The organism is Arenibacter sp. ARW7G5Y1 (genome assembly GCF_003201775.1).
Classification (GTDB): domain Bacteria; phylum Bacteroidota; class Bacteroidia; order Flavobacteriales; family Flavobacteriaceae; genus Arenibacter.
Genome location: NZ_QJJZ01000012.1, coordinates 149,493 through 174,065, shown reverse-complemented (window position 1 = coordinate 174,065; position 24,573 = coordinate 149,493). Strand labels below are relative to the sequence as shown.

The following is a 24,573-nucleotide window of genomic DNA, read 5'->3' as shown; positions in this document are numbered from 1 at the left end:
ATGGTTACCACTAAGTTGCAACAAAAAAGTAGTAGTCAAAGAGATTGATTCAGTAGCCTTAATTGAACAAGTGAAAAGTAGGGTCGATGCTTTTCATATGGCCGATACAACTCTGAATTCCGATGGGGTTGTAGATTTATTATGGCCAGAATTCATCATGTTGGCAGATGGAAATTATATTGCATATGATAACGTCAGGGAAGGCACTAAAGCCTTCATGGCATCCTTGGAAAGCTTTGATTCGGAATGGAAAAATGTAAGAATTATTCCTATAGGAAATAATCACGCGATTTCTTCATTTATATTTACCGATTCACTTGTTGCCAAAGATGGGACAATTTCTCAATCCCAAGGGCCAAACACCTTTGTATGGGAAAAACGCGATGGGATCTGGAAAGTGATATATGGAGATGTTGATCATTATCCTATGGAATGATGTAACGGGATATTCAGCCCAATTCCAACCTAAAGGGTCAATGAACTATAATGTTTATAGCTTAAAATTAAAACCATCCTCTACTTTACGATTGTATTTTTCCTCATCGAATTGAAATAGGAATGCCCCTTTTTTGGAAGATTTCATATCTTTTTCATCCAACTTAACCAATATATCCAAGGAATTGAACTTGTTAATGAAGTTTCGTTTGTCCAACTTAGTATCCAATATGGCTTCGTACAATTTTTGCAATTGGCGCATTGTAAATTTTTTTGGCAAAAGTTCAAAACCTATGGGCTTGTTTAATGCCCTTCTACGTAACCTGGCCATTGCCCGTTCTACCATACGGCCGTGGTCAAAAATTAACTTAGGTGCATCCTTTAGGTTAAACCATTGTATGGGATTCTGTTTTAAAAGCTCCTTGTCATGGGAAGCGATATCGATGAGGGCATAATAGGCAACAGAAATTGTTCTTTCCGCAGGATCACGATCCACTTTGGAGAAGGAATATACTTGTTCCATATATATATTGTTCAGACCGGTCAAATGATTTAGTATCCTGGTGGCCGCTTTGTCCAAATCTTCTTCTTTTTTAAGAAAACCTCCTATTAGGGACCAATTTCCCTTTTCCGGTTCAAAGTCTCTCTGAACTAATAGAATCTTTAATTTTTCTTTATCAAATCCAAAAATTATACAATCAACCGCTAATAGAACCTTGTCTTCTTTATTATAATGATTTAATACCATTGTTGAATTTTTGTGGGGCAAATTTAACAAGATTAGGATAATTCCTTATCAAAAAAACTAGTTATTCTTTAAAAGCTAAATTATTGATTATTAAAGGGGTAAGTGAAAATTATATATTCTTTCGAATACGGCTCCGCCCGATTTGAATTCGGTCATTTGCCAAGAACCATCAGCCCTTTGGTAGATCAAATATAAAATTCCAATGGAAAAGTAAATATATTACCAAAGAACAACTCGTTTACCATACTGAGGTTTAATGGAACTTAACAATAAGTGTTTTTATAACACTTTATAACGGTCAAATAATTATATTTACTTCGAAAAAATTGAATCAAAAAATGAAAGGGTATGTAATTGGATTGGATTATGGTACAGATTCCGTAAGGGCTGTACTAATAGATTCATCAAATGGAAATGAAATAGCTTCAGAAATATATTGGTACCCAAGGTGGAGCGAAAAAAAATATTGTGAACCGTCTCAAAATAAATTTCGGCAACACCCATTGGATCATATAGAAGGGTTGGAAAAAACAGTATCCGCCGTAGTTACAAAAAGCAAAGTGAATCCAGCGGAAATTAAAGGTATATGTATTGACACGACAGGTTCTTCCCCGGTGCCCCTAGCAAAGAATGGTACGCCTTTGGCCCTGGTAGATGGTTTTGAGGAGAACCCTAACGCCATGATGGTCCTATGGAAAGATCATACGGCCATAGCAGAAGCAGAAAAGATTAACGGGTTGGCAGCAACCTGGGGAGGGGAGGACTATACAAAATATGTAGGAGGAATATATTCATCGGAGTGGTTTTGGGCGAAGATAGCACATGTTGTAGAAGAGGATGTAGCAGTTGAAAGGGAAGCATACACCTGGATGGAACATTGTGATTTAATGACTTATATCCTCGTTGAAAATAAGGATTTAAAAACCTTTAAACGCAGTCGTTGTGCCGCCGGCCACAAGGCTATGTGGCATGAAAGCTGGGGAGGCTTGCCCCCTAAGGAATTTTTGGGGCTTTTACATCCGTACTTGGCAGAATTACGTGCCAACTTGTATGATGAGACATACACTTCCAATGAAATTGCTGGAAATTTAAGTAAAGAATGGGCGGAAAGGTTGGGTTTAACCACAAACACGGTAATCGCAGTTGGAACGTTCGACGCGCATGCCGGCGCTGTGGGTGCCAAAATTAACGAAAATACCCTTGTGAGGGTGATGGGTACTTCCACCTGTGATATTATAGTAGCAAAGGACTCCGAAGTAAATGGAAAGACTATTAGGGGTATTTGTGGTCAGGTTGATGGTTCTGTCCTTCCCGGTTTTATTGGACTTGAAGCTGGGCAGTCTGCCTTCGGGGATTTATTGGCGTGGTTTAAAGAGGTACTGGCCTGGCCGATTGACAATTTGATCATGACTTCCGATATAATTTCGCATCAACAAAAGGAAGATCTGCAACGGGAAATAGAAAGTGATTTTATCAAGAAACTTTCTGATGCCGCCGAAGCCATTCCACTATCGGAAAGTATTCCAACAGCCTTGGATTGGATCAATGGACGTAGAACACCGGATGCAGACCAAAATTTGAAAAGTGCCATTTCCCATTTGTCCTTGGGTTCAAAGGCTCCGCATATTTTTAAGGCCTTGATCAATGCAATTTGTTTCGGTTCCAAGAAAATTGCCGATCGGTTTCAGGAGGAAGGTATAAAAATAGAATCGGTTGTAGGCATTGGTGGCGTTGCAAGAAAATCGCCATTTATCATGCAGACTTTGGCCAATGTAATGAACATGCCCATCAAAGTGGCAGCCTCCGATCAGGCTCCTGCTTTGGGGGCTGCCATATATGCTGCCGTAGCTTCGGGTATTTATCCCAATGTTATGGAAGCCAGTGCCCATATGGGCAGTGATTATGAGGCAGAATATTATCCGGAACCGGAGGCGGTCAAGGAATTTGAAAAATCAATATTATCCTATGAAAACCTCGGAATCTATATGGAAAGTACCATAAAAAAGAATTGAAATGAATACAAAATACAGTTATTTAAAACAGGAATGCTATGAGGCCAATATAGAGTTGAACAACCTTGGGCTGGTCATCTATACCTTTGGTAATGTAAGTGCCGTGGATAGAGCAAATGGGGTATTTGCCATTAAGCCCAGTGGTATTCCCTATGAAAAGTTGAAACCAGAGGATATCGTTGTTCTAGATTATGACAATTCTATTGTGGAAGGGGCTTTAAGGCCTTCATCGGATACAAAAACACACGCCTATTTATATAAAAACTGGGACCACATTGGTGGAATAGCCCATACCCATGCCACCTATTCGGTTGCCTGGGCACAAGCCCAACAGGACATACCTATTTTTGGGACAACACATGCCGATCATCTTACAGCCGATATTCCATGTGCCCAGCCTATGAAGGATAGTCTAATTGAAGGGGATTACGAACATAATACGGGCATACAGATATTGGATTGCTTTGAGGAACGTGGTTTATCCGCTAAAGAAGTGGAAATGGTGCTTATTGGGAACCACGGTCCGTTTGCATGGGGGAAAACAGCGGCAAAAGCCGTTTATAACAGCAAGGTGTTGGAGACCGTTGCCCAAATGGCATATTTAACCTTACAGATCAATCCAAATGCTCCAAGGTTAAAAAATTCTTTAATTAAAAAACATTACGAACGTAAGCATGGTAATAATGCCTACTACGGACAATAAATTGCAATTACTATTATGGGTATAAAGACGAAGGATAAGGAAATATGGTTCTTGACAGGTAGTCAGAATTTGTACGGACCTGAAACATTGGATCAAGTAGCAAAGAACTCACGGACCATTGTAAAGGAATTTAATGCATCTGGCCATATACCGGTGCAAATTGTATATAAACCAACGGTAAAATCACCCAATGAAATAGCGGAGGTTTGCCAACAGGCCAGTGCCGATAAGGCGTGTATTGGGGTCATTACCTGGATGCATACTTTTTCCCCGGCTAAAATGTGGATCAATGGTCTGTCTATTCTTACCAAGCCTTTGTGCCATTTACACACTCAATTTAATGCAGAAGTTCCGTGGGAAACCATTGATATGGATTTTATGAACTTGAACCAATCCGCTCATGGCGACCGTGAATTTGGCCACATGATGACTCGGATGCGTAAAAAGCGAAAAATAATTGTTGGACATTGGGGAGAGCGAAGAATTCAGGAAAAGGTAGGTAACTGGAGTAGGGTCGCCTTAGGTTGGAACGAGTTTCAGAATCTAAAGGTGGCGCGAATTGGAGATAATATGCGTGAAGTCTCCGTAACCGACGGGGATAAAGTGGAAGCCCAATTGCGATTTGGTTTTTCGGTAAACGGTTATGATTCGTCCGATGTAACCAAAATCATCGATAAGCTTTCAGATAAGGAAGTAGCTACCCTGGTAAGCCAATATGAATCCGAGTACAACTTAACAGATGAATTATTGGAATCTGGTAGCAAACGCCAATCCCTCATCGATGCGGCAAAAATAGAATTGGGCTTACGTGCCTTTTTGGAAGAAGGCGGATTCAATGCTTTTACCGATACATTTGAAAACCTTGGCGAGTTGAAACAGCTACCTGGAATTGCCACCCAAAGATTAATGGCCGATGGTTATGGCTTTGGCGGGGAAGGTGACTGGAAGACTGCCGCGTTGTTGAGGGCAATGAAAGTAATGGCCTCTGACTTGGAAGGCGGAACATCGTTCATGGAAGATTATACCTATCATTTTACGCCACAGAAAGCATATGTAATGGGATCGCATATGTTGGAAATCTGTCCGTCCGTAGCCGATAAAAAACCCTCTTGCGAAGTACATCCGTTGGGTATCGGCGGTAAGGAGGATCCAGTGCGTTTGGTTTTCAATTCCCCGGCCGGCCCTGCAATTAATGTATCCTTGGTTGATTTAGGAAATCGATTTAGGTTAATTGTCAATGAAGTGGAGGCGGTAGCCCCAATGGGAGAATTACCCAAATTACCCGTGGCACGGGTGCTATGGGATGCGAAACCCGATTTGGAAATTGCGGCAACGGCCTGGATTTTGGCTGGAGGCGCTCATCATACCGTTTATAGCCAAGCGGTAAAAACGGAATTCATCGAGGACTTTGCGGAAATGGCTGGGGTAGAACTTGTTGTAATCGATAAGAATACCACCATAAGGCAGTTCAAGGACCAATTGAATGCCAATGAGGCCTATTACCATTTATTTCAACATAAAATGTAAAAATCGGATAGTATGAGAACATTCAAAACACCTTTGTCCATATTTTTATTTGGAACTCTGTTAGTTCTAAATAACGGTTGTAAGGACAATAAAACGAAAAGAGAAAATTTGGAACCAGAACAAATGGAAAAATCCCAAAGCATTACAAAAAGTGATTTTGGCACTACTGCCGAAGGTGAAAATGTAGCTAAATATACCCTGGAAAATAGGGATGGAATCCAAGTGGATATCATCACCTACGGCGGAAGAATCACCTCTTTGCGAACCCCGGATAGTGAGGGAAACATGAAAAATGTAGTGTTGGGATTCAATAATCTGGCCCAATATGAAAAGGACAATCCTTTTTTTGGGGCACTTATAGGAAGATATGGAAATAGAATAGCCAAAGGTAAGTTTAGTCTTGATGGTGAAGAATATACCTTGGCACAAAATAATGGGGAAAATAGCCTTCACGGGGGAGAAAAAGGATTTGATAAAAGGGTTTGGGATGCTGCCATTGAAGAAAGCGATGACTCCATAAAGTTGAAACTAACCTATGTGAGTGCTGATATGGAGGAAGGTTTTCCAGGCAACTTAACAACTACGGTCACCTATATTCTTAATACGGATAATAGCTTGGAAGTATTGTACGAAGCGGTTACCGATAAAACAACGGTGGTCAATTTAACGCAACATGCCTATTTTAATCTTTCAGGTGATTTTTCAAGAACAATTTTAGACCATGTATTGGAAATAGATGCGGATAAATTCCTTCCTGTTGATAGTGGTTTGATTCCTACCGGGGAGTTGGCATCTGTGGAAGGTACGCCCTTCGATTTCAGAAAGGCCAAGTTGATAGGAAAAGATATTGATGCTGAGAATGAACAACTTCAGCTGGGCGGGGGATATGACCATTGTTGGGTGTTGAACCGCCAAAGTGCGGGTTATAGGTCGGTGGTCAAGGCTTATCATCCAGAAACGGGCCGCAGTTTGGAGGTACTTACCGAGGAACCGGGGATTCAATTTTATACAGGTAATTTTTTGGATGGTACTCTGCCGGCACCCAACGGCGGAACATATGCCTTGCGTTCGGGTTTTTGTTTGGAAACACAACACTATCCGGATTCACCCAACCAACCGGAATTCCCATCCGTAACCTTGGTACCGGGAGATAGGTACACCACTAAAACTACTTTTAAATTTTCTACAAAATAACCACCAACATGCAACCATTGGATACCTTAGACTGGATTAGTATATCCTTATATTTTTTAGTCCTTATAGGGATTGCCATTTGGGTAATCCGAAAAAAGGAAGAGAACACCGAAGACTATTTTTTGGCAGGTAGAAATATAGGATGGTTTGTTGTAGGAGCATCCATTTTTGCCTCCAACATAGGCTCGGAACATGTGGTGGGCCTTGCAGGTACAGGAGCCAGTAATAAATTGCCTTTATTGATTTATGAAATACAGGCCTGGGTGGTATTAATTTTGGGCTGGGTATTCTTACCCTTTTATGCACGAAGTGGCGTGTTTACCATGCCGGAATTTTTAGAGAAGCGTTTTGATGCTAGGTCTAGATGGGTATTGTCCATTTTCTCTATAATTGCTTACGTGCTTACAAAAATTTCCGTTACCATATATGCAGGAGGGGTAGTGGTAGCAGCACTTTTAGGGATTGATTTTTGGACCGGAGCAATCGCAACGGTAATCCTAACAGGTATTTATACCGTATTGGGAGGTATGCGGGCCGTTGTTTATACGGAAACTTTACAAGCGGTGCTTTTAATTTTAGGGGCAGCCGTACTAACCTATATAGGTTTGGACAAAGTTGGTGGCTGGAGCAGTATGCAAGAAACCTTGGGGCCGGAATATTTTAATATGTGGAGGCCAGCTACCGACCCTGATTTTCCTTGGCCGTCCCTATTGATCACCAGTACTATTGTTGGTATTTGGTATTGGTGTACAGATCAGTACATTGTGCAACGAACACTAACGGCAAGAAATATCAAAGAAGGGAGACGGGGAACTATTTTTGGCGCTTTATTGAAATTATTGCCTGTCTTTTTATTCCTGATTCCTGGTATTATCGCCTTGACCCTCAAAATGCGAGGAGAGTTGCATTGGGACAGTCCGGATGAAGCTTTTCCTGTATTAATGAGTAACCTTTTGCCTTCAGGATTACGTGGATTGGTAGCTGCAGGATTGTTGGCAGCTTTAATGAGTTCCTTGGCCTCGGTATTCAACTCTTGTTCAACCTTGTTTACAGTTGATATATATAAAAAATTAAAGCCCAATACTCCTGAAAAGAAGTTGGTGCGTACAGGACAGATTGCGACGGTCTTTGTAGTTATTGTCGGGATTATATGGATTCCGATAATGGCCAATATATCAGGGGTTTTATACGAATATCTTCAAAGTGTACAAGCTTATATTGCGCCTCCGATAACCGCTGTATTTATCTTGGGAATATTCTATAAGCGGATTAATGCTACCGGGGCATTTGCAACCTTGATTATGGGAATTGTGGTCGCCTTTTTTAGAATCGCCTTAGAACTAATTAAAGAAAATTTAGACCCGGATAGCTTTTTGTTTTATTTAGGGGATATGAATTTTCTCAGTTTCGGGGCATGGTTCTTTTTGTTCTGTCTGATATTCCTGGTTGTGGTAAGTTTACTTACCAAAGCACCGGACAGGGAACAGATAGTGAATCTTACTTTTGGCACAATTACGGAAGAGGAGAAGAATAATAATAAAAGTAGTTATAGCTGGGTCGATATAGCTATTTCTATTTTGATCATTTTAATTGTAATAGCGGTGATGATATTTTTTAATGGTAAGTAGGAATATCTATCATTGGTTTTTATGAATGGGGTGCTTAATCTCCGAAGAAAGTTTTGGTTCTCCAAAGCTTGCCTAAATGTACAAGGAAGCATTGGAGGGTTGGGGATGGATTTTAAGAACGCCGTAAACTTTGTGGATAAAACCCCAATAACTATAGATTTTTAAATATAGGAGAAACGGATTTAGTTATGAAAACATACAAATTATTTATTATAGTAATACTAAGTTGTCCAATGTTGTTTACATCAACTTTAGTAGCCCAAACTGGTAATCAGATGTTGGACGGAATAGGCGAAACAGCGTTGATTGTCCGTTATTTATTTGATGGTAATGTAAAGGACTGGTCAAGGAATAATTTACACGGTCAAATTGATGATTCCGGGGTTCATTTTATTAATGATGATCAGTTTGGACAAGTACTTTCCTTAACCAAAAATTCCAAAGCTTTTGTTACTATTCCAGGGGAAGCTATCGCACAGCAGGAATCTATAAGCGTTACAGGATGGATCTACCTACGTTCTTCGGAGAACGGTCAGTTTTTTTTTGATTTTGGAAACAATGAGTCCCATTTTTTTGTCGCACCAAGGGGAATTGAAACTAAAGAAGCTTACCAGGTTGAAATAGCTTCTGAAAACGGAAATATCCATTTGTCAGGGCAACCTCCCTTGGAGGTTGATAAATGGAATCATTTGGCAATTGTTATTGATGCTCCCTCCAAGTCTCTAAGTACATACATCAATGGAAATCTTGTTGAAAAGGTGAACGATATAAACCTTGGATGGGAACAGCTCTTCGATTCCAATTCAAGTGAAAATAATTTGCTCTACATAGGCAGATCAATACGCTCCGAGGCCACTTCCCTAAATGCGAAAGTACACGATTTCAGAATCTACAGAATTCCCTTGGGTGAAAAGCAAATAGCGGGAATATATAAAAATGCACTGGAGGATGATGAAGCCGTTGTAGGTACAAAGGTTGAACTTGACGGTGATCTCCCCATGTTTCCTAAAGGGACTCCTCAGCTTTATAATGAATACTTGAAAAGTGTTGAAAATATTGAAGTTGAAACGCAAGTCGGGTTTCTCCCACAGCTTCCACCTTATGTAAAGGGAATTTATAGCAAAGGGATCAAGAAGGGCAATGTAAGGGTAATTTGGCCCTCGCCAAAAGATAATACCGAAGTACTCTCGCCCAGGACATATACCGTTGAGGGTATTATATCTGGTTCAGAAATAAGGCCTAAGGCCATTGTAAACGTGAAAGACGGGAAAGTACCGGCTACCCCCAAACGGGAACTGGAAGTGTTTGATCTTGATCAGGTATCACTAAACAATAATGTTCATGGGCAACGTACAAAATTTATAGAAAACCGGGATAAGTTTATCACAAAACTTGCCCAAATAAACCCCGATAATTTTCTTTATATGTTTAGGAACGCCTTTGGACAGGAACAACCCGAAGGAGCTGAGCCATTGGGCGTTTGGGACAGCCAGGAAACCAAACTGCGGGGCCATGCTACGGGACATTACCTCACCGCTGTTGCCCAAGCTTATGCCTCTACAGGGTACAACAAGGAACTCCAAGAAAATTTCTCGGAAAAAATGAAGTACATGGTCAATGTCCTTTACCAATTATCCCAGATGTCCGGACAACCGATAGAAACTTCAGGCGAACATGTTTCAGATCCTGCAAAGGTACCTCCTGGACCGGGTAAAATGGATTTTGATTCCGACTTAAGTGTTGAAGGTATCCGAACAGATTACTGGAATTGGGGTAAGGGATACCTAAGCGCTTATCCTCCCGATCAATTTATTATGTTGGAAAAGGGTGCTACCTATGGCACAGGGAATACCAAAATCTGGGCTCCCTATTATACCTTGCACAAAATTTTAGCAGGACTACTTGATATATACGAAGTGAGTGGTAATGAAAAAGCACTGGAAATTGCCAAAGGGGTGGGAAGTTGGGTTCATACACGTATGAGTCGATTAACGACCGAAACACTTATCAGTATGTGGAATACCTATATAGCAGGAGAGTTTGGAGGTATGAATGAAGTTATGGCACGTCTTTATAGGATGTCCAATGAAAATAAATACTTAGAGCTGGCACAGGCATTTGATAACATTAAAGTTTTCTTTGGGAATGCGGAACACTCACATGGTTTGGCTAAAAATGTGGATACCTTTCGCGGATTGCATGCCAACCAGCATATACCCCAAATGATGGGGGCTCTTGAAATGTATAGGGATTCTAATGTCCCTGAATATTATAGAATAGCGGATAATTTTTGGAATAAAACCATTAATGGTTACATGTATAGTATTGGGGGGGTAGCTGGGGCCCGTAATCCTGCCAACGCGGAATGTTTTATCAGTGAGCCGGCTACGATTTATGAAAATGGGTTATCGGCTGGTGGGCAGAATGAAACTTGCGCTACCTATAATATGCTCAAATTAACGAGAAATCTTTTTCTTTTTGATCAGCGAGCAGAGCTAATGGATTATTATGAGCGTGGACTATATAACCATATTCTTGCCTCCGTTGCAGAGGATAGTCCAGCAAATACCTATCATGTTCCGTTAAGACCAGGTTCGGTCAAGAAGTTTGGCAATCCTGATATGGAAGGCTTTACCTGCTGTAATGGTACGGCCCTTGAAAGTAGCACAAAGCTTCAGAATTCAATCTATTTTAGAAGTTCGGATAACAAGGCTCTCTTTGTTAATCTATTTGTGCCCTCAACCTTAAGTTGGACCGAAAAAAAAGTAACTATAGAACAAACAACCGATTTTCCTAATGAAGATCAAACCCTATTGACAATACGTGGGGGAGGAGAATTTGATATAAAAGTTCGTGTGCCAAAATGGGCGACCAAAGGATTTTTTGTAAAAATAAATAACAAGAAACAAATGGCAAATGCTGTCCCCGGAAGCTACCTTTCTTTAGGTGGTCATTGGAAAGATGGTGACAGGATTGAACTTAGTATGCCATTTCAATTTCATTTGGACCCAGTTATGGATCAAGAAAACATAGCCAGTTTATTTTATGGCCCCGTTTTATTGGCGGCCCAAGAGTCTGGTCCCAGTAAGGAATGGCGTAAGGTAATATTGGATGCAAAAGATATTGGTAGATCGATTAAGGAGAAATCGGGAAAACTGGAATTTACTATTGATGGAGTGGATTTTAAACCTTTTTATGAAACTTATGGGCGGCATTCAGTATATCTGGATGTAATACTTAAATAATTGGGAATTTACGTAATGAGAGGTTGATTTCAATTTCGAATAAAACAAGGCATATGAAATTTAGACTTTTTTGCACGGTACTATTTATAATGGTTGGCTTTTTCACTAAGGCACAAGGTTATTGGAGTAAGGTAGAGGCCAAGGAACCTACACTTGGCATAGCCGATGTATATCAAAAATTTACTACCCCGGACTTTCAGTTAAAGTTGGTCAAGGCCTCGCAAACAGTGGCAGCTTTGCGTCCCAATAAAAATTTGGATTTCGATTTTACACCTAGTGATCGGTTGGAAATTAGGGATAAGGACGGGTTATATCATTTAGGGGATATCAATTTAAGAATTAAGGAAGCCAAAGGAATTTGGAAAAGTTATTCTACGGCTACCAAGCGAGTTAAGGTTGAACCTTTGGAGGTCTCTGGAAATATTTTGGCAGCAGCAGATTTATCAAATACATTCCCTGCCGATATACCTGTAAGCGTTCATAGGTTTTATGAATTGGATAATGACCATTTGGCAATTCGTTTTGAAATAAGGAATAGGAGTAGCAAATCCATCGAAATTGGTGCTTTGGGAGTACCCATGATTTTTAATAATATATTGGAAGGCAAATCACTGGTTGAAACCCATGCCCAAAATGTATTTTTTGACCCTTATATCGGTATGGATGCTGGATATTTGGAGGTGAAACGCTTATCAGGGAAAGGTCCGGTTCTATTGGTCTTACCGCTTCAAAACATGTCTTTTGAAGCCTATAGGCCACTCTTGGATGATCCCACGCCAAGAAGTATTGTTTTTGAGGGATTCCATGAATGGATGGTCTATAGTAAGGCTTATGCTGAAAATGAATGGCAAGGAGTGGAACAGTGGAATACACCAACTTCAGTGATATTGGAACCTAAGGAGGCTAAAAATTTTTCTTTTAAACTTGTACTTTCCAAAGGAATAAAAGAGGTGCAAAGAACTTTGGTAGAGGAAAAAGTTCCAGTAGTAAATGGGGTCCCGGGCTTTGTGGTTCCCCAAGACGTAAAAGCCCAATTATTTATTGATTATAGCAAAAAGGTTACATCCTTGGAAATAGTACCTAATGGAGCTTTGGAGGTTAAAGAAGTTGCCAAGACGCCAAAGGGACAGAAAAGCTATAGTGTACTAGGCAAAAAATGGGGAAGGGCACGGTTGACCATTACCTACGAGGATGGGAAACAACAAACTGTAAACTACAAGGTAATTAAACCTGAAACAGAGGTAGTAAAGGATTTTGGACATTTTTTGGCTACGGAACAATGGTTTAATGATCCCAACGACCCTTTCCATAGAAACCCTTCTTTTATTAGCTATGATTATGATACAAAAAGAAAGTTAACCGAGGACAGTAGGGTATGGATCAGTGGCCTGAGTGATGAGGGCGGAGCCGGTAGTTGGTTGGCGGCCATAATGAAGCAATTGGTACTGCCTGAGCGTAGTGAAATACAAAAAATCCAAAAGTTTATAGATTCTACCTTATGGGGAGATATTCAATATAGTGGGGGCCCCCATAAATATGGCGTTAAAAAAAGTGTGTTCTATTACGAACCGGATTCCTTACCAAAGGGAACCTATAGTGATGGGATCAATTATAAAACCTGGGCTGCCTGGAATCATGAACATGCCAATGACCCTGGAAGATCTTATAACTATCCCCATGTCACCGCCGCATATTGGGTCATGTACCGCTTAGCTAGGTACAGGAAAGGATTAGTGGATAACCGGACTTGGGAATGGTATTTGAACAATGCATACCATACCAGTATAGCCATGTTGGAACAGGCCCCATATTACTCAGTTTTTGGGCAGATGGAAGGGTCTGTATTCCTTTATTTGCTAAACGACCTAAAAAGTGAGGGATATTTGAAGCTGGGCAATGAGTTGGAAGCAAAAATGAAGGAGAGGGCCAATCATTGGCGGGCCCTGGATTACCCTTTCGGAAGTGAAATGCCTTGGGATTCTACGGGGCAAGAGGAGGTGTACCTGTGGTCCGATTATTTTGGGTATAATGATAAGGCAGGCATAACTTTAAATGCTATTCTGGCCTATATGCCAACCATGCCACATTGGGCTTACAATGGTAATGCACGGAGGTATTGGGATTTTCTATATGGGGGTAAGGCAGGGGAGACGTCTAGGGTGGAACGACAAATACATCATTATGGATCTTCCTTGAACGCTATTCCAGTGTTAACACAATTTAGAAAAACACCGGAAGATTTGTATTTGTTGAAAGTAGGGTATGGTGGACTTTTGGGTGGTATCTCCAATATTACCCAGGATGGTTTTGGTCCGGCTGCATTTCATTCTTTTCCGTCAACCCTGGAAATAGATGGGATTTCTGGAGACTATGGTTCTGGATTTTACGGTTATGCAGTGAATTCGGCAACGTATTTGACACATGATAAGGATTTGGGGTGGTTAGCTTTTGGGGGAAATCTTCATATAAATAAAAATATTGTTGAAGTGGACATAACTACTGCGTCAAAATCCAGAATATTTATTGCCCCAATTGATTTATGGGTCACTCTGGATGCTGGTGCGTTTAAGAAGTTCACCTATAATACAGAATCAAAACAGGTAACCCTTACCTTGTCCAAAAAGGATGATTTTACCCCCAATGCTTATTTAAGGATAAATAAAGAGAAGGATTTATCCTATAATAGACTTAGTGGGGCATATGAAATTCCTTTAAGAGATGTTTCTTTTCAAATTGAATTATAATTCTTCTTAAAGAATTTGCACAATTATTGAAATGAAAGATCAAGGTTGTGTTGTAGCCTTCTCCAAGAAGGACATGCTTCCCGTTAAAGGAGTGTCTGTCAATGATTGGTGTTTTTTCTCCTGTGTCCCCACGGGACATGGGCTTATTGATAACCAACGGATCGCGCAGTTGCTGGTGGACGTAAATTATAAAGGCTTTTTTGCAGTTGAGGTAGATACCCTACATCCCAGTTATGCATTTAGGGAATTAGAGGTTGTGGCCGAAAGTGTACAAGAACTTAAGAATATTTCTGCTAGGTGCCAGTATTGAGCAGTAATGATAATTGTAGTATTCCTTAAGGTTTTCTTCAGGGATATTTTACAGTTATTATAATACATTTTTCGGGGCATTGGGCTTTTAGGGATTGGAAAATCCAAGAGTTTAGTGGTATAATTAGACATGTCAAGTCTATTTTGGAAGGGTATGACCGCGCCCACTACCATAATTATGTAGTGCACAGTGCTACCGTAAAAAAGGCAGTTTGGAATCTTAATTGAAAAAATGATCGATTAAGTGAAGACCTTGAACTGCCTGTATCCACCTTAAATACATTAGCTCCTCCACATGACCATAATTTGTTGCAATGAAGGAAACGAACCAAAAGAATAGAAGCATTGAGTTAGTTAGTTTTGTTGGAAAAGGGGCAAGGGGAAACTTTTGTTCCTTTTTAGTTGTTGGCCCATTTACTTTGGTTTTAGGCAAAGTTACTGTTAAAAGTTCGTTTGGTATTTTATAGGAAAATGATAGTACTGGGAGTCAAATAGGAACAATTCCTTGGCATGGACCCCATTTCTATATCAGGGTCAGATCAAACTTTCCGGGGATGTCCAATTCTATACTTAATAGGGGTGGAGTGCAAACCAACCAGCATGGCAGATCAACATAATGGATTTACTAAATTGGACTTATAAAAAATACAGAACTTGTTGTTGTATATAGGTGTTGGTAGTAAGTAAAATACCTATTCTACGCAACCATACGGGGTATTTAACGTCTATATTTTTAAATAAATGGTCTATGAGAACCTATTCTACAATCAAAAATTTGGCATTTTTAGTAGTGACACTATTTTTATGCAATAGTTGCTCAAAGGAAAACGATGATATCTCATATGATTTGGCGGGTAGTTGGAAAGTTATCTACTTTTTGGACGGGAATAAAAAAATTACTAAATCGGAGGACAATACCTGGCCTGATATCAATAATGGAGACATTACAACAAACTTTACGGCACCCGATAACAATGGAAAAGGAACTGTTTCTGGAATTTCGGTTTCCAATGCCTACAATGGGGAATACACAATTCAAAAGAATGGAGATATATCCATTGGACCAATTATGACTACCTATATTAATGAACCTGAATGGACAAAATTATTTAGTATTGGATCGGCCCAAAAATTTGAAATTAAAAACTCAAACCTATTGATTTATTATAACAGCAGGAAAAATATAATTGTGTTTGAGCGGAATTAGGACATATGTTTTTAAAGATTAAAAAAACCAGTTGTGCAAAGTCTCCTGACTTTGAACTAGCTGTGCGATGTCTCCCGACTTTGGACGTACCATGGATCAAGTGGAAAATTGGGTTCCAAAATGAATCATAAGTTTCTTAGCACCTTAAATTTTCAGGATGGACAAGGAACCAATTTTCTTACCAGACTATGATCGCTTTTCTTTTGTAAAGGCCTTGAATGGTGATTACTGTGGTGTAGGGGGCAGTCCTTACAACTTCCTTATTTAACACTTAACACTGTTTTGATATTCTTTCTATTTATTGCACTTTTGCGTTTTAATTTTCAATAATAACCAGGCAGGTCGCTAATGATCTTATAAAAGGTAACATAGAATGGATTATAAATTACAAATCCCGAAAGGATATCATCCGCAATTAAATATGCAAGAGACAGAACAAGCAATTAAGTTGATCAAAGACTTTTTTGAACTTAGTCTATCATCCGAATTGAGATTGAGAAGAATTACGGCTCCTTTGTTCGTAAAAAAAGGATCTGGAATTAATGATGACCTTAGTGGCGTAGAACGTCCAGTTACCTTTCCCATAAAAAGTATGGATGATGCCGAAGCTGAAATTGTACATTCGCTTGCCAAATGGAAAAGACTTGCTTTGGCCCAATTAGGAATTGAGTCGGGTTACGGTGTATATACAGATATGAATGCATTGCGTCCGGATGAAGTTTTTTCAAATATACATTCCATTTATGTAGATCAGTGGGATTGGGAAAGGGTGATTTCTAAAGAAGAAAGATCCATTGACTTCCTAAAATATATTGTAAGAAAAATATATAGCATTTTTAGAAGGGTAGAATATGTTGTATACGAGCGCTATCCCCATTTAAAACCTGTACTTCCGGAAGAAATTACCTTCATCCATACAGAGGAATTGGCAGAACAGTATCCTAAGCTTAGCTGCAAGGAAAGGGAATTGGAAGCTGCTAAAAAGTATGGTGCCGTGTTTGTTATGGGAATTGGAGGACTACTCCCAGAAGGGAAAAAGCATGATGGAAGGGCTCCGGATTATGACGACTGGAGTACCGAAACCGAAAACGGTTTAAAGGGGTTAAATGGCGATATCCTTCTGTGGAACCCTATGCTTGAAGATGCCTTGGAGCTTTCATCTATGGGAATCCGCGTTGATAAGGAAGCACTCAATAGACAATTGCTAATTGAAGGTGCGGAAGACAGAAAAGAATTAATGTGGCATAAGATGCTTTTAAATGATGAACTGCCATTATCCATAGGAGGAGGTATAGGCCAATCCCGTCTATGTATGTTCTTCCTGAAAAAAGCGCATATTGGTGAGATTCAGACCAGTATCTGGCCCGAAGAAATGATTGAAGAATGTAAGCAAGGGAACATACCCATTCTTTTCTAGGAACCCCACCCTTTAATATACCATTTACAATGGCTGCCAATACTTTTTGGTGGCCATTTTATTTTAATCAAAATTCGTAATTGACGGCACATTTAAGTGTAGTAGTTTTGTTTGGGTACTTAGGTTCTTTTTTTATTCATCGGCTGGTCTATTGATTTTTAATGGTATTCATGAATGCTACGCATTTGGGCGATGCAAAAAATGAACAAAACACGAACGCCAGCTTAGTTTATTCTATCTTTATCCTATTCACAAACCGCTTTTGGGATTTATCCAATGTATATTGCATTCTATGAGACTATTGCTTTTGCTTACTGTTTTTGTTTTTGGTGTTGGTTGTACCGACCAATACGATAAGTATAAAAATCCACCGGAATATATTACAAAGCCATCTGCTGCAAATGCAGCCTATTTTGAAGCTTATGACGAAACCTTAAAATTGTGGAAGGTCCCTTTTGAGGAATTATATATTCCTACCACCAACGGAATAGCCCATGTTATAGTAAGTGGCCCCAAAAATGCAGATCCGGCGGTGTTGCTTCACGGAATGAACGCCAGCTCTACCATGTGGTATCCAAATATAGAATCCTTGACCAAAAACCATAGGGTGTTTGCGATCGACTTTATTTTGGAAGCAGGAAAATCGTATTTGTATAAAGATATTGAAAGTGTGGAAAAAGTGACCGACTGGTATAAGGAAGTTTTATTAGCCCTGGAGTTGGACAGCTTTCATCTCATTGGTGCTTCCCGGGGAGGTTGGTTGGCGGTGAACCTAGCGTTAAACGATCAGAAAAGGATAAAAAGCCTAGTGTTGTTAAGTCCGGCCCAAACCTTTACATGGATCAAGCCAAGTACGGATTTATTAAAAAATATTGTCAGGATATTTTCTTCCAAGGAAAAACAAATGGAGCAAAGCCTAAAAAGCATGTCGGCCAATGTGGCCAATATCAAAGAGGCCTACCTGAAGCAATACAAACTGGGTACGGAATTGGAGTCCGAAAATAAATTTGTCACCAGTATGAAACCTTTTTCCAATGACGAACTAACATCCTTACAAATGCCTGTTTTAGTGTTAATTGGGGATGACGATATGATCAATGAAAAAAGAACGGTAGAAATTGCCAATATGTTGCCAAAAGGAAAGGGGGAGGTTGTACACAATGCAGGACATTTTTTATCTATGGATCAGGCAGAAACGGTAAATAAAAAAATGTTGGAGTTTTTAAGTATCCCTTAAGTAAACTTTCAAAGAGGAGTATAAAAATTGCCTAACGCAGATACGCTGTACATAAAGGTACATTTTGGGCAGGGGTAAGTTTATATGATTTCTTATACAGCTTATTGCTACTTTTACAAAAACATTGGCCCATGCTCCATTTAAAATTGGCAACAGACCCGCGTTGGGTTAATATTGTTGAAAAAAACATAGAAGAAATACTAACAGATCATGCGTGGTGCGAACAAAAGGCGGCGACCAATGCGATCACTATTATTACACTTAATTCAGAATACCCGGATTTGGTCACCGATTTGCTCCTTTTGGCCCAGGAAGAACTGGAACATTTTCAGATGGTGCATGATCTCATTAAGAAGCGCGGTTACACCTTGGGCAGAGAGCGCAAGGACAGCTATGTTAACGAGCTTTATAAGTTTATGAATGTAGGGGGAAGTAGACTCAAAGCGATGGTAGATAGGCTCTTATTTTCTGCTATGATCGAAGCGAGAAGCTGTGAACGATTTAAGTTGCTGTCAAATGAAATAAAGGACCCAGAGCTTTCAAAATTTTACCACGATTTAATGATCAGCGAAGCAGGCCATTACACCACTTTTATTGGTTTTGCCCGCAAATATGGCCAAAATATAGATGTAGACCAACGCTGGCAAGAGCTTGTTGAATTTGAAGCTGAAGTGATAAAAAATTATGGAAAGGAAGAAACAATCCACGGTTAAAATAATGTAGCGTTGCCAGGGATACAACCTTATTACGTTTGGCCTATTGTTGTTTGGCGCCCGTTACTTATAACGCTTATATCCAAGTAAGTGTCTCATTGTTAATCCCCTGCTCTTTCTTGATATTTATAGCCAAACTATTCTACCATTTCAAAAATTCAAATTATTCTTAAAAGCTACATTGATTTCCCTATAAATTTGATAAATAGATCCGCAAAGGAATATTAAGGTTTTGTTTAATTCACGGATAAGGGTATGTTGAGATTGAAATTAGTTTTAATAAGGTTGGGGTGCCACATGTGCCATATTGTCCCAGCAAATATTTCCGGTTTATAAGATTCAATATTGATAATTTTTTTGTTTTTGGGGAGGGATATTAATGGAGATTGGTTCGTTCTCCTTTTTCTGTTTTAACAAAAAATTAACGTGCTGGAAAACCACATTTAATATTGTTTCAATACGTTTGATAAGGGAGTATTATCGTCCTTAAAAATTGATAATATTCTATCATAAATTGAGAAATAAAACCAAATGGGGAGTACAATCCTTAAAATTGTCCGCCCATAACGGCAACCTTCTTATAAATTATGCCTTATGATGGCGGTTTTGGAAAAAGGTTGTTATATTGACCAATTGAATGATTTTTAAAAACAAGGGGTATTTACCTTTAATGAAGAAAAGAACGCTACTTATAATCCTGATGTTATCGCTGTCCATGCCACTGTTGGCCCATGGGGATCTAAGTATGCGGATAGCGGAAAAAACCATTGCTATATCCGAAGATCCGGACAATTCTGAACTGTACTATGAAAGAGGGTTGCTGTATCAACAGCACATGGAGTACGATAATGCCCTGGAAGATTACCTTAAGTCCCAATCCATGGGAAATTCCAACAAAGCCCTATATTACCAAATTGCGGAGGTGCACTTTTTAACCAAAGCCTACCAGGAGGCCCTGCAAAGTATAAATTCCTATTTGGAATTGGATAGCATGGACCTAAGTGCAAAAAAATTGCAGGCTCAAATACACTTCAATCTTAAATCGTACAAAAAATCCTTGGAGGGCTACCGTACTGTTATCCTTAATATGAAGGACATTCGGCCCGAGGATGTATTGGAATACTGCAACATCATTCTTGCCGAAAACAACAAAAACTATAAGGCTGCCTTGAAGGCCATCGAATATGGCCTGGACCAACTTGGCCCGCATACCATATCGCTCCAACTTAAAAAATTGGACTACTTAAAAGATGCCGGTCTAACTGAAAAGGCCTTGGAACAGTACAATTACTTTATCCTTGAATACAGCAGAAATGAATTCTGGTATTTTAAAAAAGCAAAGTATTTGGTGGAAATACATAAACCCCATGAGGCCTTCATCTCCTTAAAAATGGCTACGGTTGCCGTTGAGCAATTGGATACCAAGTTTAAAAATATGGGTCCTGTAATAGAATTAAAAGAACAAATAAAAAGCCTGGAAAGCTCCCTTAACAACCAAAAATCATGATTAAAAAAAGTACCTTTTTACTAGTAGCACTAAGTTCAGTGTTTTCATTTTCCCAAACCTCGCATGTAGATCTTCCCAATGTAAGTGATGTTGCGGTAACCATGCCTGTAAGCCATCCACAGCATTCCACTTCGGTAACTGTTGTAAGGGGGCCTTACTTACAAAGCGGTACCCCAACGTCCGTAGTGGTAAAATGGAGAACGGATATCGCTACTGAATCCGTGGTGCATTACGGAAAATCATTAAAATCGTTATCGAAGAAGGCTAGCAGCAATAATGTAACCACCGAGCACGAAGTCGCTCTGTCGGGTTTAAGCCCCAACACCAAATATTATTTCAATATCGGCAATAAAGCTGGTGTACTTTCCGAAAGTGTTTCCGGCGAGATGTACATTATAACAGCCCCTAAAGCAGGTACCAAACAGTTTGTAAGGGCATGGATTTTGGGTGATGCCGGTACGGCCAATAACAATCAGCGAAACGTACGGGATGCCTATTACGATTATGTGGACGCAGCACCCAAGAATTCGGGTAAGACCGATATGATGTTGTTCTTAGGGGATAATGCCTATGGCAGTGGCACGGATGAGCAGTATCAGAACGCTTTGTTCGACATTTATGACGATATGCTTAAAAAATCCGTGGCATGGTCCTGCTTGGGAAACCATGATGGGAAGTCGGCCGATTCGGCTACACAATCCGGTCCCTATTATGATATATTTACCTTCCCTACCGCTGCACAGGCCGGAGGGATTGCCTCTGGGACAGAGGCCTATTATTCCTTTGATTACGCCAATATCCACTTTATAATCTTGGATTCCCATCATACCAGTCGCGAAGTTGGGGGTGCCATGTACAACTGGACCAAGGCCGATATTCAAAACACCAAACAGGATTGGATCGTGACCCTGTTTCATCATCCCGTATATACCAAAGGGTCCCATGACTCCGATACCGAAGACCGACTTATTGAAATGCGACAAAACTTTATGCCCATGATGGAGGCCAACGGAGTGGACCTTATCCTAAACGGGCATAGCCATTCTTACGAACGCTCGTATTTCTTGAACGGACATTATGGCTTTGCCAACACTTTTAACCCGGATGATATTTCAAAGGGTGGCCATACCGTTGGATCCAATGGCTATGGGGACGGGAAAGTGGATAGCAATGGGGCCTACCAAAAAGCTAATACGGCTGCCGAGGGTGCCGTTTATATAACTACGGGCTCTGCCGGTAAAATATCCGGGGGCGACCTAAATCACCAGGCCATGTCCGTGTCCCTGAACCAATTGGGCTCCTGTGTTATGGAAGTGGAAGATGACGGTAGGGGAGGGCAGAACCTGACCGTAAAGTTTATAAGGGATAATGATGGCATAGACGACTATTTCACTATCAACAAATCAGCTTGGGTACTGAATACGGATAGAAATGCATCCGGACAAAAAAGTGCTGGACTATTGTATGATGCCGACAAGGATTTGGTAAGGCTTGATGTGGATAAAAACGATAAACTAAAGAAAGTCAAATTCTATAACAACATAGGGAAATTGGTGAAGAAAAGTAGAAGGAAAACCATCAATGTAGGCAAGCTGCCAAAAGGCCTGTATGTTATTGAAGTCATTACAAATCAAAAAGCGTATACCGAGTCCATTACCATAGAATAGAATAATTTGGCCAAAATCGGGCTGTGGGAATGGCCTACAATAATATCCCAAGTAAGGGCTGGCCCCATAGAGGAAAGAGAAGGTTAGCAGTGTTAAAAAGTCCATAGAATGGTAAAAAGCGGTTGTTGAAAATGAAGAAGACAAGCATTTTATTGGGAGTTTTTTTAATTTGTCTATTGATGTTGTCCGGGACGCAAATGGCAATTCCAGACCAGAAGGATACGCTTCCGGAAAAAGTAGCAGCCTTATACACGGCCAATTTTTACAAGTTTCAAAGGGAAGTGGATTCATTGGCAGCCCTTGTCAATAGGGCAACCTCCGTAAACGAATGGGAGGGGTTGAAAAGACAGGTGGATAAGACCAGATTGGGCTATAAGGAGATCGAATTTATTTTTGATTATTACCAAACCTCCTACAATACCACTTATATCAATGGCGCACCATTGCCCAAGGTAAGTGAGTATTTTGAAGCCGAAAAAGTGATTCCCCCTGGCGGTTTGCAGGCATTGGATGAGGCCGTTTATGGGGAAGCTTCCAATGAAAATTTACAGCACCTGCAAGGATTGGCCAACGGACTCAAGGAGCGGGTAGATTTTATAGCGAAAGTACATTTACCGGTTCATTTAAAGTCGAGCCAGATTATTGAGTGTATCCGGTCCGGCATCGTTAGGATCTTTACGTTGGGACTAACGGGATATGATACTCCAGGGTCTGTAAATGGGTTGAAGGAAAGTGTTACGGGGTGGAAAAGTATGGAAACTACATTTCTGTATTTTGAATCCGGGATGGCCCCAGAAGCCAGGGCCCAATTTGAAGCCATCAAAGAACACTTTGCCAAGGGGAGGAAGAAGTTAAATGCCCATACCACTTTTAATGAGTTTGATAGGCTGGCCTTTTTAAAGGAGGTGGTCAACCCCTTATATGCGGCCTTGTTGGAATTTCAGAATGTAAACAAGATTGTGCTGGAGCCGTTTAAAAAGCATGCCCAAAACTACAAGGCCAAGAATATATTCGACATTGATTTTCTCAACACCGATTTTTATTCGGAACTGGTATATCTGCCTTTGGACAACCCCAAGACCATAGCCTTGGGGAAATTGTTGTTCCGGGATCCCCAGCTTTCCAAGGATAATGTCATGGCCTGTATAAGCTGCCATAACCCCAACAAAGGTTTTTCAGATGGCTTGCCCAAAAGTGTATCCAATCAAAAAGGGGTTTTTACTGCACGAAATGCCCCAACCTTGATAGATGCGGGCTATTCCACAAGATATTTTTGGGACATGCGCGCCTTGGATTTAGAAAAACAGGTGATACACGTTATCGATAACGATTTGGAGTTCAATACCAATTTTGATGCGATTATCAATAAGCTCAATAAAAATGACGTTTATAATGAGCTATTTAAAGAGGCTTATGGAGGGATAGCCAAGGAGGATATCAATCAGCGTTCCATTAGCAATGCCATTGCGGCCTATGTAAACTCTTTAAAATCCTTTAATAGTCCCTTCGATAAATATGTGCGGAACGAAACCAAGGAGTATCCCGAGAATGCCAAAAGGGGATTTAACCTATTTATGGGGAAGGCGGCCTGCGGAAGTTGTCATTTTGCACCGGTCTTTAATGGTACCGTTCCTCCTTTTTATCTGGAATCGGAATCGGAGGTCTTGGGTATTACCCAGGGATTTGATTCCATATCCCCTAAGTTGGATACGGATTTGGGACGCATGGGCAATGGTCTAAAACTGGATAATCGTCCCTTTTTGAAAAATTCGTTCAAAACGGTTACGGTCAGAAATGTAGCGTTTACAGCACCTTATATGCACAACGGATTATTTGCTACTTTGGATGATGTGTTGGCCTTCTACAACCTAGGAGGAGGCGCAGGAATGGGCTTGAAGGTGGAAAATCAAACCTTGCCCGAAACACCCTTGAATTTGACCCAGCAGGAAATGGAGGATATTATTGCCTTTATGGAAACCCTATCGGATGTACCGGAGTATGGGGGTAGGGGTGATTAATTGGTTTATGTTCAATGTTTAAAAGTTGAAAGTCCTTGTGGAGATTGAGCTTGATCGAAATTGAAGTTGTAAGGTAGTAGTGAGAAGGCAGAACCTAGAATCTAGATCCTAGACTTATTGGAGACAAACAGATTCCCCTCTTGAGAGAGCTTGTCCCGCGTTTTCCGCGGGAGGTTAGGGGTGTGTTTCAACCCAAACACTATCTATAATCCCCTCCAGAAGATCTGGGCTATCAATCCCTTCCGTCTCCTCCGCATCTCGC

Annotated in this window: 17 protein-coding genes; 16 read left to right on the top strand and 1 reads right to left on the bottom strand. The window is 40.3% G+C overall.

The genetic code is table 11. The features are described from left to right. Positions 1-70 precede the first annotated feature (70 nt). A complete protein-coding gene (locus C7972_RS16795) occupies positions 71-436 on the top strand; it encodes a nuclear transport factor 2 family protein (RefSeq protein ID WP_181422922.1) in 366 nt (121 codons plus the stop codon). Between the two features lie 54 nt (positions 437-490). Here C7972_RS16795 and C7972_RS16790 read toward each other — a convergent pair whose 3' ends face one another. After that, a complete protein-coding gene (locus tag C7972_RS16790) occupies positions 491-1,183 on the bottom strand; it encodes an NUDIX domain-containing protein (RefSeq protein ID WP_110357330.1) in 693 nt (230 codons plus the stop codon). Between the two features lie 338 nt (positions 1,184-1,521). Between C7972_RS16790 and C7972_RS16785 the strand changes: the two genes are divergently transcribed. The 15 genes from C7972_RS16785 to C7972_RS16715 all read left to right on the top strand — a co-directional run bounded on the left by C7972_RS16785 (position 1,522) and on the right by C7972_RS16715 (position 24,311). After that, positions 1,522-3,195, top strand: a complete 1,674-nt coding sequence (locus C7972_RS16785) for a ribulokinase (protein ID WP_110357329.1) — start codon at positions 1,522-1,524, stop codon at positions 3,193-3,195. 1 nt (position 3,196) lies between these two features. After that, the gene (locus C7972_RS16780; protein WP_110357328.1) at positions 3,197-3,898 is read left to right on the top strand and encodes an L-ribulose-5-phosphate 4-epimerase; all 702 of its coding nucleotides are present in this window, start codon (positions 3,197-3,199) and stop codon (positions 3,896-3,898) included. 15 nt (positions 3,899-3,913) lie between these two features. Further along, positions 3,914-5,425, top strand: a complete 1,512-nt coding sequence (araA, locus tag C7972_RS16775; RefSeq protein ID WP_110357327.1) for an L-arabinose isomerase — start codon at positions 3,914-3,916, stop codon at positions 5,423-5,425. Positions 5,426-5,437: 12 nt separating this feature from the next. Next, positions 5,438-6,619, top strand: a complete 1,182-nt coding sequence (locus C7972_RS16770; protein WP_110357326.1) for an aldose epimerase family protein — start codon at positions 5,438-5,440, stop codon at positions 6,617-6,619. Between the two features lie 8 nt (positions 6,620-6,627). Continuing rightward, the gene (locus C7972_RS16765) at positions 6,628-8,247 is read left to right on the top strand and encodes a sodium:solute symporter (RefSeq protein WP_110357325.1); all 1,620 of its coding nucleotides are present in this window, start codon (positions 6,628-6,630) and stop codon (positions 8,245-8,247) included. Positions 8,248-8,522: 275 nt separating this feature from the next. Continuing rightward, entirely contained in the window at positions 8,523-11,492 is a 2,970-nt protein-coding gene (locus tag C7972_RS16760) for a beta-L-arabinofuranosidase domain-containing protein (protein ID WP_309148930.1), read from the top strand. A 53-nt stretch (positions 11,493-11,545) separates the two neighbouring features. Continuing rightward, positions 11,546-14,236 (top strand): DUF5695 domain-containing protein, encoded by a 2,691-nt coding sequence (locus tag C7972_RS16755; RefSeq protein WP_110357323.1) that lies wholly within the window; start codon positions 11,546-11,548, stop codon positions 14,234-14,236. A 31-nt stretch (positions 14,237-14,267) separates the two neighbouring features. Further along, on the top strand, positions 14,268-14,546 hold the full coding sequence (locus C7972_RS16750) for a hypothetical protein (protein WP_110357322.1): 279 nt from the start codon (positions 14,268-14,270) through the stop codon (positions 14,544-14,546). Between the two features lie 747 nt (positions 14,547-15,293). Further along, positions 15,294-15,752 (top strand): hypothetical protein, encoded by a 459-nt coding sequence (locus tag C7972_RS16745; RefSeq protein ID WP_110357321.1) that lies wholly within the window; start codon positions 15,294-15,296, stop codon positions 15,750-15,752. Positions 15,753-16,125: 373 nt separating this feature from the next. Next, entirely contained in the window at positions 16,126-17,169 is a 1,044-nt protein-coding gene (gene asnA, locus C7972_RS16740) for an aspartate--ammonia ligase (RefSeq protein ID WP_110357320.1), read from the top strand. A 292-nt stretch (positions 17,170-17,461) separates the two neighbouring features. After that, complete coding sequence (locus C7972_RS16735; protein ID WP_110357319.1) at positions 17,462-18,406, top strand: alpha/beta fold hydrolase; 945 nt, start codon at positions 17,462-17,464, stop codon at positions 18,404-18,406. A 131-nt stretch (positions 18,407-18,537) separates the two neighbouring features. After that, positions 18,538-19,119: a tRNA-(ms[2]io[6]A)-hydroxylase gene (locus C7972_RS16730; protein ID WP_110357318.1), complete on the top strand. Its 582-nt coding sequence runs from the start codon at positions 18,538-18,540 to the stop codon at positions 19,117-19,119. 637 nt (positions 19,120-19,756) lie between these two features. After that, complete coding sequence (locus tag C7972_RS16725; protein ID WP_110357317.1) at positions 19,757-20,626, top strand: lipopolysaccharide assembly protein LapB; 870 nt, start codon at positions 19,757-19,759, stop codon at positions 20,624-20,626. Continuing rightward, the gene (locus C7972_RS16720; RefSeq protein WP_110357316.1) at positions 20,623-22,293 is read left to right on the top strand and encodes a metallophosphoesterase; all 1,671 of its coding nucleotides are present in this window, start codon (positions 20,623-20,625) and stop codon (positions 22,291-22,293) included. The genes C7972_RS16725 and C7972_RS16720 overlap by 4 nt, the downstream gene beginning before the upstream one ends. A 131-nt stretch (positions 22,294-22,424) precedes the next feature. After that, positions 22,425-24,311: a cytochrome-c peroxidase gene (locus tag C7972_RS16715; RefSeq protein ID WP_110357315.1), complete on the top strand. Its 1,887-nt coding sequence runs from the start codon at positions 22,425-22,427 to the stop codon at positions 24,309-24,311. The last annotated feature ends 262 nt before the right edge of the window (positions 24,312-24,573 follow it).